Raw genomic sequence first — 14,193 nt, 5'->3', positions numbered from 1 at the left:
TATCATTAAATATTTTACTGTTTCTTAAAGCAAATTTATCCCCATATTAAAAAATGAAAAAAGGCCTTGTTCTTTTGATATGTCTTATTATCTTTACCCCTCACACAAAAGGACAAGATACTATTTCGGTATATAACGAACAAGCAGAACAACTTTCTTTGATTGGTGATACAGTAACTTTACAGACTGACGAAAAGGCCGGTTTTAATCAGGAACAACTGAAACTGAAGAACGATTTCAAACCCGACCCCAATAAAGCGGTTATTTATTCGGCCATATTTCCGGGACTGGGACAGATTTATAACCGGAAATATTGGAAATTGCCCGTCATATATGGCGGTTTCATCGGATTGTCGTACGGAATTTCGTGGAATGGGCGTTATTACGACGATTATTCTAAAGCATACAGATCCATTGCGGGTGAAGACCCTCGCGGAAGTTATTACGGCGGCTGGGGAAATTTTGTGCCGGGTAGAGACCCGAATGAATTGTCCGACAGCCAGATTGATAATTTAAAAAACGCTTTCCGCCGGAAGAAAGATTTTTACAGGCGCAATCGCGACCTTTGTATAATAGCCGTTGTCGGCGTTTATCTGGTATGCATGGTTGACGCGTATGTGGATGCGCAACTTTTCGATTTCGATATTTCGCCCGACTTGTCGTTGAGAGTAGAACCGGCTGTGATTCAACCGTTTGAATCGTTCGCCACATTACCAATGAATAAATCCTTAGGGGTTCAATGCAGTATTACATTTTGAAAAAACACCAGATCCAAAACCATCAAACTATGCATGGAAAAAATGCAATTATAAGTCTTATCTTTTTCTCGTTGCTACTAACTGTTTCGGGACAGACCAACAGGCAACCGACGCTTAAAGACACCATAACCGATACTTCCATTCAGGTTCCACAGGAACTTGAATACAATCTGGAGCAAATGCTGGTGGATTGGAAAAATTGCTATCGCCAGTCGAATGCCTGCAACCAGTTTGCAAATGCGGACATAACATTTCCCGATTCGGTATATATCCACCGCTTGTACTCATTCCCGACCGAAATGGAACTCGCTTACAACGGAATTGTCCGGTCGTACATCGACTTATATACCTCCCGCCGCCGCACTTCGGTACAATACATGCTGGCCAGTGGAGAATACTACTTCCCTATTATAGAAGAAACTCTTGATAAATACGGATTGCCTTTGGAATTGAAGTATTTGCCGATTATAGAATCGGCCTTGAATCCCATCGCAGTTTCGCGGGCGGGAGCTACCGGCCTTTGGCAATTTATGCTGCGAACCGGACAGATGTATGGCCTGGAGGTGAATAGCCTTGTTGACGAGCGCAGAGACCCTGTGAAAGCCTCCGATGCAGCAGCCCGGTATTTGAAAGATTTATACGATATATACGGCGACTGGAATTTGGTGATTGCCGCCTATAATTGTGGGCCGGGGAATGTGAATAAAGCCATTAAACGGAGTGGCGGAGCTAAAGATTATTGGGCAATCTACTCCTTTTTGCCAAAAGAGACGAAAGGCTATGTGCCTGCTTTTATCGCCGCAACATACGTCATGAATTTCTATTCGGAGCATAATATCTGCCCAATGGAATACGTGTATCCCGTATCGGTTGATACGGTGATGGTGAACCAAATGTTGCATTTTCAGCAAATAGCCAATGTGTTGAACATCCCTATGGATGAAATCAGGAGTTTGAACCCGCAATATAAAAAAGATTTTATCCCGGGCTCGTACAAAGGATACGAATTGTGCCTCCCTTCAAAATCAATTTCCGAATTTATAATGAATCAGGACACGATATTCGCCTACAATGTACAAAGCCTTTTGGCTCACCGCAAAACGGTGGAGATTGAAGGGGCAGACCTTAGTAGCGGAAAAGTAACCCGGACGCATAAAATAAAAAGAGGAGAAACATTGGGTGCGATTTCCCAAAAATATGGGGTTTCGGTCGCCCAGTTGAAAAAACTGAACAATCTGAAGTCAACCAGAGGCATCATGGCCGGAAAAACACTGGTCATCAGCCGGGCGGCGGTGGTGAAGAAAAGTGTGGATGCCGTTAAGCCGGAGACACAACAACTGGCTGCCAATACAACAACAGCGCCTCAGGTTGCCGAAAAACAACAAGCAGTTGATACAGCAACAACGCTGGAGCGGGATACAACGCTGATTGCAAATAATTTGTCCGGTTTTTTTGACAACCAGTCCAAATCGACAGCTACCGGCCAAATAGATGACAAGGCATCGGCTGAAAATAATGCAAGCGATACCCTGTCGCTGGCTGCTGCCGAAGATGAAGATGCGATGGACGACAGAGAGCGTTTGGAAGACAACCGAACAATTTACCATAAAGTGAAAATTGGTGAGACCTTGCCTTTGATAGCGCGAAAATACGATGTAAAAGCCGCTGATATTGTAGCATGGAATAAATTGACCTCGAAAAAGCTAAAGATTGGGCAACGCCTGATGCTGATATTACCCGAAAAAGCAGAAACCCCAGCTAGCGAGTTAGTAGTAGAAGCAACTGTCAGTAACATACAATTTGCTGAAAAAGAATCCGTTAAACCGGTCGTTGCCGAGTCTGGTAAGCCTCAGGCTCCCAAAGCAAATAAGCTTGTATATCGGGTGAAAAGAGGAGATTCGCTGTCCGTCATTGCCAAAAAATACGGAAAAGTTACCCCTGAAGCTATTATGTTGGCCAATAATCTAAAAAACGATAAGTTAAGCATTGGACAAAAACTTAATATTCCTCTAAATTAACTGCATAAAATCTGAGAAGATTTATTAATTTTGCTCTTTCACAAATTAGTACATGAGCAAAGAAGAAAAAAACAAAGAAGATGACTTACTAATAGAGAAGGAATTTAATGCTCTTATCCAGGATTACTTAAATTCTAACCACCGGCGTAAGGTGGAATTGGTAACAAAAGCTTTCAACCTGGCCAACGAAGCCCACAAAGGAGCTCGAAGACGGTCGGGAGAGCCGTATATTCTCCATCCCATATCGGTTGCACGCATTGTTTGCAACGAAATAGGATTGGGTTCTACTTCTATTTGCTCGGCTTTGCTGCACGATGTGGTAGAAGATACCGAATACACGGTAGAAGATATAAAAGCGCTTTTCGGCGAAAAAATAGCCCAGATTGTTGATGGATTGACGAAAATCTCGGGTGGAATGTTCGGCGAGAACGTTTCGGCACAAGCCGAGAACTTCCGGAAACTGCTGCTCACCATGTCGGACGATATTCGTGTGATTCTGGTAAAAATTGCCGACAGGCTCCACAACATGCGCACCTTGGGGTCGATGCTTCCGGCCAAGCAGCATAAAATAGCCGGCGAAACCATGTTCATCTATGCACCGCTCGCCCACCGCTTAGGGCTTTTTGCCATAAAAACAGAGTTGGAGGAATTGAGCTTTAAATACGAAAATCCTGATGAATACAACGAAATCCTGAAAAAACTTCGGGCAACTTACCGGAAAAGGGACGATTTATACCAGCACTTTGCCACCCCCGTTATCGACAGGCTGAACCAGTTGGGCATAAAGTACGAAATTAAAGCCCGCGAAAAATCGGTGTATTCCATCTACAACAAAATGAAGGCCAAGTCGGTCTCTTTTGAGGATGTGTACGATATTTTTGCTGTTCGTATTATATTTGAAAACGAACCGGAGATTGATGAAAAAAAACGGTGTTGGGACATTTATTCCGTCATCACCGATATTTACAAACTTCGTCCCGACCGCATCCGCGACTGGGTGAGCCGCCCAAAATCGAATGGATACCAAGCTCTCCACCTCACTGTGATGGGACCCGACGGCGAATGGATCGAAATCCAAATCAGAAGCCGACGAATGGATGACATTGCCGAAAAAGGATTTGCCGCCCATTGGAAATACAAAGAAGGGAAAGTAGAAGAAGACAACGAACTCGACAAATGGCTCAAAACTATTAAAGAAATACTGGAGAACCCCAATCCCAATGCGATAGATTTTCTCGATACAATCAAGTTAAACCTCTTTTCTCAGGAAATCTTCGTTTTTACCCCCAAAGGCGATATAAAAACACTGGCTCATGGCGCCACAGCCCTCGATTTTGCTTACGACCTGCACTCCAATATAGGCGATCATGCCATTGGCGCCAAGGTCAATCACACCCTGGTGCCCCTGAGCCATGTGCTGAAAAGTGGAGATCAGGTAGAGGTCATCACCTCAAAAAATCAGAGTCCCCAGCAAGAATGGGTGCAAATGATTACCACCGCACGGGCCAAAACCAAACTGGAATATGCCCTGAGAAGAAAGAAAAAGGAAATCATCAAAGAAGGGGAAGCTACACTCGAAAAAATATTTGCAGAAGCCAGTTCCGAACTCTCTATCCCAGTCATCGACAGGCTTTTGGATTACTACGATAAAACCAAGAAAGAAGATTTGTTCTATGCTATCGGGAACCATGATATTGATCTGCCGGACGATGCCGGAAAGTTGCTTTCGCTGAAGAAGCAAGCCTCAAACAATCTGTTGATGCGCTACATGAAGCAGGCATTTAAGGTGGTGAAGAAACCGAACAAGCTAAAACCGGTCAATACCCTGCCGCAAGACGAAAATGTGCCGATAGATACCAAGAAAACCTACTTATTGGAGGAAGAATCGTTCAGAAAGAACTTTATTGTAGCCCGATGTTGCAACCCGATTCCGGGCGACCGCGTTTTTGGGTTTATAAACGACAACAACGAAGTGGAGGTACACAACGTTACTTGTTCGGCCGGACTGAAGCTGAAAGCGAATTTCGGGAATAAAATCCTCAATGTGCAGTGGGGAAGCTATGCGCAATATTCGTTCTTATCGACCATTGTTATCAGCGGAATAGACAGAATGGGCATCCTGAACGATATAACGCAAATCATTATTTCCGATTCGGTCAATATCAAAGCAATGACTATTGATACGAGTGATGGTATTTTTGAAGGGAAAATAACGATATTTGTCCACAACTCAAACGATGTACAATTGCTGTGCTCTCAAATTTTAAAAGTAAAGGGCATTCAATCGGTGAACAGATCTCTGGAATTCAAATAGATGGATAATTCATTCAATATACACGACGATAACTTAAACAGCTCCGAACGCGAGTTTGAGACCGCCTTACGCCCGCTTACTTTCGACAGTTTCAGTGGGCAGAATAAAGTAGTTGAGAACCTGAAAATTTTTGTTTCGGCAGCTAAAATGCGGGGAGAATCGCTCGACCACACGCTTTTGCATGGCCCCCCCGGATTGGGTAAAACTACCCTGTCCAGCATCATCTCCAACGAATTGGGCGTAGGCTTTAAAATAACTTCGGGGCCGGTGCTTGATAAACCCGGCGATCTGGCCGGATTGTTGACCTCTCTGGAGAAGAATGATGTCCTTTTCATCGACGAAATACACCGTTTATCCCCCATTGTGGAAGAATACCTGTATAGCGCCATGGAGGATTACCGGATTGATATAATGATTGATAAAGGCCCTTCGGCGCGTTCGATACAAATAGAATTGAACCCGTTCACGCTGATAGGGGCTACTACCCGCAGCGGCTTACTGACAAGCCCTCTGCGCGCGCGTTTTGGAATCAACATGCACCTCGAGTACTACGATATTGATACGCTCACGGGGATTATCCTCCGCTCGGCATCCATACTCAATATCCCTTGTGCGCACAATGCCGCCGTGGAAATTGCTTCCCGTAGCCGGGGAACCCCGCGTATTGCGAATGCTTTATTGCGCAGGGTACGCGATTTTGCGCAGGTAAAAGGTTCGGGAAAAATAGACAAGGATATTGCAAAATATGCGCTGGAAGCGTTGAATATCGACAAATATGGCCTTGATGAAATAGACAATAAGATTCTGTTGATAATCATCGACAAGTTTAAAGGCGGGCCGGTCGGCATCTCCACCATAGCAACGGCATTGGGCGAAGACAGCGGAACCATCGAAGAAGTTTACGAACCCTACCTCATCAAGGAAGGCTTTGTGAAACGCACACCCCGGGGGCGCGAAGTTACCGATTTAGCCTATACGCATTTGGGGCGAACACGCATCAATGAACAGGGCTTTTTGTTTTAAAGCAAACTAAAAAAACGAACTATCTCCGTTAATGATTACCGATATAAAATACCTGGCCGGAGTAGGACCGAAGAAAGCGGAGATTTTGAACAAGGAAATCGACGTTTTTTCGGTAGAGGATGTTTTATATTATTTCCCCTACAAATACATCGACCGCAGCCACATATACCTCATTCGCGAGATAGACGGCAATATGCCCTACATTCAGTTGAAAGGGCACATTACCGCTTTTGAGACAATGGGGGAAGGGCGCAACAGGCGTTTAGTTGCCCATTTCACCGATGGAAGCGGGTTTATTGACCTGGTTTGGTTTCAGGGCGCAAAATTTATTGCCGATAAGTACAAGACGAATTTTCCGTATATTGTCTTCGGCAAGCCAACGGTATTTGGCAGCCGCATTAATATTGCCCATCCCGACGTGGATCCTTTTATTGATGATAAGAGCCAACAAAACGGCTTGATGGGCTACTACAATACCACCGAAATAATGAAGAAGCATTTTTTGAATTCAAAAGCCATTCAAAAGATTGTTTCTTCGGCTATTTCCTCCATTTTACCGGAGATTCAGGAAACACTTCCGCCTCACATTATCGAAAAAGCGAAGGTGATAGACTTGAAGAGCGCCCTGAGAAGCATCCATTTCCCCGAAAATCCGGCCATTCTCCGAAGCGCCCAGTTTCGGCTAAAGTTTGAAGAATTATTTTATATTCAGCTCAACCTCCTCCGCTACAAAACCGACCGGAGAAAAATAAAAGGCCTGGTGTTTTCGCAGGTGGGAGGAAATTTCAATACCTTTTACGAAAAAAATCTGCCCTTTGAACTCACTAATGCCCAGAAGCGAATTATTCGGGAAATACGGCGCGATATGGCAACCGGCGAACAAATGAACCGCCTCCTGCAAGGGGATGTCGGCAGCGGAAAAACCCTGGTGGCTCTGATGCTGATGCTGATAGCCATTGACAATGGAGTACAGACTTGCCTGATGGCGCCGACCGAAATTTTGGCCAATCAACATTATCAAACAATCAGGGAACTGCTTTTTGGTATGAATATCCGGGTAGAATTGCTTACCGGATCGACCAAAAAATCGGATCGCGAAAAACTGCATTCCGAACTGTTGACGGGCGATATTCAGCTCTTGGTAGGGACACATGCTTTGATTGAAGATACCGTTCAATTCGCCAATTTAGGCTTTGTTGTTATTGACGAGCAGCACCGTTTTGGCGTAGCTCAACGGGCTAAGTTGTGGAATAAAAGCTCGATTCCACCGCACATATTGGTGATGACGGCTACCCCCATCCCCCGCACATTGGCCATGACTGTTTACGGCGATTTGGACGTTTCGGTTATAGACGAACTTCCTCCGGGCAGAAAACCCATACAAACAATTCATCAGTACGACAAAAAACGGGGCGCGCTTTACAACTCCGTGCGCAAGCAATTGCAGGAAGGACGGCAAGTGTATATTGTTTATCCCTTGATTGAGGAGAGCGAAAAGCTGGACTTAAAAAACCTGGAAGAAGGCTATGGACACATCTGCGAAGTTTTTCCCGAATACCAAGTCTGCAAAGTGCATGGCCGGATGAAACCGAAAGAAAAAGACGATGAAATGAGGAAATTTGTGAACAACGAGGCGCAGATTATGGTAGCGACAACGGTTATAGAAGTGGGCGTAAATGTGCCGAATGCATCGGTGATGATTATCGAAAGCGCCCAGCGATTCGGGCTTTCGCAATTGCACCAGCTCCGGGGGAGAGTAGGGCGGGGCGCCGACCAGTCGTTTTGTATCCTGATTACTCCCTACGAATTGTCGGCAGATACGCGGAAGCGCATCAACATAATGGTGGAAAGTAACGATGGATTCGAGATTGCCGAAGCCGATCTGAAGCTAAGAGGCCCGGGCGATTTGGAAGGCACTCAACAAAGCGGCGTGGCTTTCAACCTGAAAATAGCAAACCTGGTAAGAGACGGTGAAATCGTTGTTTTTGCCCGCGAAATCGCCGAATATGTATTGGATAATGACCCCGGCCTCTCCCACCCTCAGAATCAAATACTGAAAAAGCAATTGCGAAAACTGACGGGAGACAGGTATAATTGGGGGCTGATTAGTTGAATAATGACAGATTTTTGAACGCAGATTGCGTATTGTTGACTGTCTCAAAAAAACGCAAATTACGCAGATTACGCAAACAAGACACTATATATTTTCCTTATCTAATTGAATTTCAACAATAAATAAACTGCGATAATTCGCGTAATCTGCGTAATTTGCGTTCAAAAACACTTTCGAGACAGCCCCTTGTGTGCCAGTAATGAACATGGAATCAGAGGGAACCCTAATTGCTGACTACCATTATTTTTGTAACAACGCCTTCTTGTCCATCTTCGCTCGAGCCGAATACGAGATAGACTCCTGTTGCCACTTTCTCTTTTCTTGTGTTTCGTCCATCCCAAATATATTGTCCACCAAGCGATTCGCCCTGTTGAATAAGATTTCCTCTCACATCGGTAATCTTAACGGTGGATTTTTCTTTCAGGCCCGAAATGGTAATCGGCCCATCGTATTCGGGACGCACCGGATTGGGGTAGGCATATACATTTGAATAATCTTTGGCTCCCTCGGTTGCTTCCCCTTTATAGGAGACAAGCCCGTTATCCGTCCCGATATAAACCACGCCTGTCTGCTGATCTATCGCCAGCGACAAAATATTATTGGAGGGTAGAACAGAATTTTCCTTTGTAAAATAGTGGTATGTTTCCATACCATTGGCGCTTACAACATACAAGCCCGACGATGTTGCTATCCATTTCCGGTTGGCTCCGTCCACTTTTATGTCCTGAACAACGGCATTTTCCAACAAAATATTGGCTTCGTTGGTGCCATCGTTTTTAGGCACCTTTATTTTATTGAAAACAATATTTCTGTTAAATATCTGAGGCGAATTGTAAATAACAAACAGGCCTATATCGGAGCCAAGCCAGATATTTCCGTTTTTATCCTCTGTAATACAATATATTAGTTTCAGATCGCTTAATAACTGCCCGTCCTGATCGGCAAATTGGGTTTTAAGCGCCAATTTGGTACTGTGGGCAACGGTGTTTTCAATGGCGGCTTGTCCCTCATTAAATACAAAAATATAGGACTCTGCGTTATATGTAGCCGACCACTTGTTGCCGTATTTATCGACAAGAATCGACCGTGGATTGGTATTTTTCTGAGCAATCTCGTTGTAATGCAGCGAAACCCAGCTACCGTCTTTTTTTCTGACAACAATGCTGTTATTTGTCAGCAAGGGATTTTGTAGCCATAAATTACCGCCTTGGTCGAAAGCCTGCCCATTCATCAATACCACATTGGGGTTTCCGGCTCCGGCGGCGGTTTCTATGCAGGGCGTATTTGTATGATTGTGTAGCCTGACAAACTGCCTGTCTTTAAATTCATATACACCTCCATTTTTAGCGTTTCCATTCGCTCCCGTTCCGCCAAAAGCAGTAACAAAAACATGACCGGGGTCGCTGGGGTCAACAGTAACCCGAACAAAGTCCTTGCTGTCTATTCCCGAAATATCGTCAATTTCTTCTTTGCTGAACTGGAACCAGGTGTTCCCCTTGTATTCATTTAGCTGTGCGGGGTATCTCGATGGCCGGTTTGTTGCACTTCCTCCTACCGAAAGCAATCTCCCCTGTTCGTAAATCATATTGAAATGGTAATTTGAAGTAGGGCCATTTGGCCTTATCGCACTTTTAATAACAGACGGACTACCCTGTTCAATTTTGATGGCCGACAATTGCTTATCCTTGAAAGACACCCAATATTCGTTTGATTTTGTATTATCGGGAATGATGTACTCAAATTGTTCCGGCATATTGTTAATCGCTGCACCGAAATTCAAGGCGCTAAAGTCCCAAAAACCCGATGAATTGGATACAATTAGTCTGTTTTTTGCACCAAGTATCCTTTTGGGAGCGCTTACCTGCGAAACCTGCTCAACACTTGTGCCGTTGTACGAATACAGCGCTTTTGAGGGAACAAGAAACACCAATTTGTTATCGAAAGCAACAGCCTTACGAATCTCATTGTCGCTGAATGTAAGCAATCCGCTGTAGTTAGACGCTAAATTGACGCTTTCCCAACTGTCGGGATATTGTATATTCAAGCCTTTATCTATACGGAATGTGCCATTACTTGTCAGTACATAAATTTTGTCGTTATACATCACCGTGGAATAGAAAGGATACCTGAATAAGGCCGATCCTTTGACTTCTCTGCGTGGAATATCCAAAATAACCAGCCCGAAATTGGTAGATATATAAACAAAATCGTCATCAATAATCAGGTCGTTGATTGTTTTGTCGAGGTTGAACGACATGTTTTTAATATCGGATATGTTCGTCATCCTGCCTTTGGAGTAAATGAAATCGACATCCGAATTTTTTCTCACCACCACAAGGCATTCGTTTTTTTCGCTGTATGCAATATGGCTGATACTGTCCTCGCCGATTTTCGCATACGTTTCCATGCTTTCGTCCGATGTGTCGTAGCTAAATAATTTTCCATCGGAAACGGCGTAAATAATATTTCCGGCTTGTACCATGTTTGCTATATCTTTCTCGTAAGAAAAATACGTATTCCATTCTCCTATTTTCTGCGAAAAAAGGGCGGTACAAGAGACGATGCTCAATAATAATATAAAAACAGGCTTTTTCATATCTAAAACAACGGTATAATAGAGTTTTTATTATCCGAATTCAACTGCAAATATAGGTTTTCATTCTAACAAATTCGCATCCAAAAAGTATTTTAATAGTTTCTGCTTTGCAATTCAATTTATTTTACTTATTTTTATTTGGTGAAAAGTTTCTGTTTCCAACTAAATTTTTACGATATGAAAACTTATATATCATGCTCCCTGTTTCTGTTTTTCATCGCTCTCTCGTCGTGTTCAACAATCGAGACCATCCGAATCAGTGTCGAAAAACCGGCTCAGGTAACGCTGCCGCCATCTATCCGAAGCATTGTAATTGTAAACAATGCTGTCCAGCAACCCGATAGCATAGGCTACACAATAGTAAATGGCAAAGGCGAAGACGATGTAGTTGTCCCCAGCGATAGCCTGAATGCCATCAACAACATGCTGACACAGGCTTTGGCGCAATTTATGGATGACGAAAAATTCTTCGACAAAGTAACGCTTTTCGATAAGCCACTAAGAACCGATAACGTCTTTCTGGCCGAAACGCTTATTGATGATACAACCATACAGCGCATTGCCGCAGAAACCGGCGCCGATGCCGTCGTCTCTCTCGACCGGTTTCTCACAAAAATAATACTGATAAAACAAGCCCGATACCATACCAACCTCAGTATGCTTGAGGTGAAGATCCAAGCCAAATTCAGGGTATATTCCAACGAGGGGAAACTGATGGGGCCTCCGGTTTCGTTTAATGACACGCTCTACTGGAATGATGCAAACGAATACGTTCCATTCCCCGGCATGAAGGAAGGCCTGAAACAAGCCGCCCTCCACACCGCCGATAAAATGGTGCCGATGTTTATCCCGTACTGGATGGAACAAAACCGCTGGTATTACACCAATAGCGGCGGAAAAATGATGAAAGCAACCCAATATGCGGTAGCAAACAAATGGAAAGAAGCGGCATTGATATGGGGCGAGGTGTACGAAACGGAAGAAAGTTCTGTAAGAAGGGCGAAACTGGCATCCAATATCGCCCTGGCCAACGAAATGCTCGATGATGTAGAAAATGCGATGAATTGGGCAAATATCTCCTACAATTTGTTTGAAGAATGTTTCCAGAACCACCGGTCAACAGATACCGACCTTTTCCGCATCATGGCATTCAGGGATGAGCTGAAAAGAAGAGAAGCCGATTTTCATAAACTGGATAAGCAGAAACGGTATGAATAATGTGCTGATGTGCTAATGAGAATAATATGCCAATGTGCTGATGTGCTAATGAGAATAATATGCCTTGTCTCTTTGCGGGCATGACCCGCAATTTCTTAGCCGTTTTTGGGCATGACCCTACATTATTTCTATTATTTCCATTGCCACATTAGCACATTGCCACATCAGCATATTAGCACATCAGCACATTGGCATTTCCCATTTTAAGTATTATCTTTGCAAGCGTGCAGCAGGTCGGTTTGTCGCTGGCCGGTAATAACATTACCGGAAAGAGGAAAGTCCGGGCAACGTAGAGCGCCATACTTCTTAACGGGAAGCTGTTCGCGAGGGCAGAGCAGGATAACAGAAAATAACCGCCCGAAATCTTCGGGTAAGGGTGAAAAGGCGAGGTAAGAGCTCACCGGTTTGTCTGGCAACAGGCAGAGCCGTATCCCTTATGGGTTGTAAGGCCATGTACACCAACGCATGTAGGGTTGCTCGCCCGATGTTGGGGGGTAGGCCGCTAGAGCTTGCTGGAGACAGCAAGCGTAGATAAATGACGAACAATCCCGTTTCGGCGGGAAAACAGAACCCGGCTTACAGACCGGCTGCATTTTTATTTATTTTTCTAATATCAAACACTCACATGAAAAAAAACTTTTTAATGTTATCACTGGGAGCTTCGCTCCTGTGCGCTTTTACCGATGCCAATGCAAAGCAGGCATTGCGATTCGATTTTGGGACGGGCAATCCGGCCAAAGGTTACACCAAAGTTACCCCCAATGATGTTTACACCCAAGACAAAGGTTACGGATTCGATGTGCGTCCGGCGGAGATTAAAGCCGTTGTCCGTGCCGATTCCGAGCTGACGGGCGATTTTATTACATCGGCGGGGCAACCCTTCTATTTTTCGGTGAAATTGCCGGAAGGAAATTACAAAGTCCGTGTTATTTTGGGCGATAAAAATGGCGAAAGCCTTACTACCGTGAGGGCTGAATCGAGGCGATTGATGGAATACCGGCTGAAAACAGCGCAAGGGAAACTCATTACCCGCGAGTTTAATGTAAACATCCGCACCCCGAAACTGGATGACGGCTCCACCATAAAACTGAAACCCCGCGAATACGCCAAACCCGATTGGGACGAGAAACTTACCCTCGAATTCACCGACGAACTGCCATGCGTGTGCGCCGTTGAGATAGAACAGGTTGACCCCATAACTTTCTTTCTGTGTGGCGATTCCACGGTTGTAGATCAGGACAATGAGCCTTGGTGCTCTTGGGGACAAATACTTTCGCTCTTTTTCGATACGCATATTTCGATTGCCAATTATGCCGAATCGGGCGAGGATGCGAAGAGCTTTACCGGCGAAAGGCGCTGGTCGAAACTTATGTCGAAAGTGAAAAAAGGCGATTATGTTTTCATCCAATTCGGGCACAACGATGTGAAGTTTCACGACCCCTTTGGCACTTACAAGGGCGCCTACCGCAAGTATGTGAGGGAAGCGCGCGCCAAAAAATGCATCCCTGTTATTGTAACTCCAATGAACAGGCGAAACTTCGATGAAAACGGCCAGATTAAGCACAGTTTCGACGATTATGTTATGGCTCTGAAGCAATTGGCGCAAGAAGAAAGAGTAAGGCTTATCGACCTCAACGCTAAAAGTATAATCCTTTTCAATGCCCTGGGCGAAGAAGAATCGAAGAAAGCCTTTGTTCATTATCCAGCAGACACCTTTGAGGGTGAACCCAAGAAGTTGGCCGATAATACCCATTTCAGCAGCTACGGAGCATACGAGTTGGCCAAATGCATGGTCGAATGTATTAAAGCAAGCGATTTGAAGATCAAAAAATACATCCGCAAAGATTATGTAGCCTTCAATCCCGCCGAACCGGATGATGTGAGCAGGTTTAAAATGCCATTGAGTTTGTTTGTGCAGACGTATAATGTGGAAGAGCCGGTGGCTAAATGATTTTTTTTGCACACGGATTTTTGCTGGTGAGCCGCCATTTGATTGATTCTGGGGCAGCCTATTCACGGTAGCGGGCGAATAATGATTCGCCCCTACGATATTTTACACAAAATTTGTTGACACACAAAAAACGTGGGAATAATGAGGTTAAATTATACGTTGTAATCCATTGCTACTGAGGTTGTTTTGTCTTTAAAATTAG

At 44.4% G+C, this 14,193-nt stretch carries 7 protein-coding genes, 1 other RNA gene and 1 pseudogene; 8 read left to right on the top strand and 1 reads right to left on the bottom strand.

All coding sequences use genetic code 11. The annotated features are described in order from the left end of the window. Positions 1 to 53 precede the first annotated feature (53 nt). The 5 genes and pseudogenes from ACYPWY_RS00140 (at position 54) to recG (ending at position 8,226) form a co-directional block, all read left to right on the top strand. Entirely contained in the window at positions 54 to 758 is a 705-nt protein-coding gene (locus tag ACYPWY_RS00140) for a DUF5683 domain-containing protein (RefSeq protein WP_459683184.1), read from the top strand. 29 nt (positions 759 to 787) lie between these two features. Next, positions 788 to 2,038: pseudogene (locus ACYPWY_RS00135) on the top strand (lytic transglycosylase domain-containing protein); the annotation flags it as partial. Between the two features lie 790 nt (positions 2,039 to 2,828). Continuing rightward, positions 2,829 to 5,090 carry a RelA/SpoT family protein gene (locus ACYPWY_RS00130; protein WP_459683182.1) on the top strand — a complete coding sequence of 754 codons (2,262 nt, stop codon included), beginning with the start codon at positions 2,829 to 2,831 and terminating at the stop codon, positions 5,088 to 5,090. Continuing rightward, positions 5,091 to 6,113 carry a Holliday junction branch migration DNA helicase RuvB gene (ruvB, locus tag ACYPWY_RS00125; protein WP_459683180.1) on the top strand — a complete coding sequence of 341 codons (1,023 nt, stop codon included), beginning with the start codon at positions 5,091 to 5,093 and terminating at the stop codon, positions 6,111 to 6,113. A 31-nt stretch (positions 6,114 to 6,144) separates the two neighbouring features. Continuing rightward, positions 6,145 to 8,226, top strand: coding sequence for an ATP-dependent DNA helicase RecG (gene recG / locus ACYPWY_RS00120; protein ID WP_459683179.1), 2,082 nt, complete (start codon positions 6,145 to 6,147; stop codon positions 8,224 to 8,226). A gap of 223 nt (positions 8,227 to 8,449) precedes the next feature. Here recG and porZ read toward each other — a convergent pair whose 3' ends face one another. After that, on the bottom strand, positions 8,450 to 10,822 hold the full coding sequence (gene porZ / locus ACYPWY_RS00115) for a type IX secretion system anionic LPS delivery protein PorZ (RefSeq protein ID WP_459683178.1): 2,373 nt from the start codon (positions 10,820 to 10,822) through the stop codon (positions 8,450 to 8,452). A gap of 177 nt (positions 10,823 to 10,999) precedes the next feature. Between porZ and ACYPWY_RS00110 the strand changes: the two genes are divergently transcribed. The 3 genes from ACYPWY_RS00110 (at position 11,000) to ACYPWY_RS00100 (ending at position 13,991) form a co-directional block, all read left to right on the top strand. Next, positions 11,000 to 12,040 (top strand): DUF6340 family protein, encoded by a 1,041-nt coding sequence (locus tag ACYPWY_RS00110; RefSeq protein ID WP_459683177.1) that lies wholly within the window; start codon positions 11,000 to 11,002, stop codon positions 12,038 to 12,040. 226 nt (positions 12,041 to 12,266) lie between these two features. Then, positions 12,267 to 12,635: RNase P RNA component class A (gene rnpB / locus ACYPWY_RS00105), an RNA gene on the top strand. 30 nt (positions 12,636 to 12,665) lie between these two features. Next, a complete protein-coding gene (locus ACYPWY_RS00100) occupies positions 12,666 to 13,991 on the top strand; it encodes a rhamnogalacturonan acetylesterase (protein ID WP_459683175.1) in 1,326 nt (441 codons plus the stop codon). Positions 13,992 to 14,193: the final 202 nt, after the last annotated feature.

It is taken from the genome of Viscerimonas tarda (genome assembly GCF_054601255.1).
Note: the sequence above shows the minus strand (reverse complement) of the source record. Positions and strands in the feature narration are given on the sequence as shown.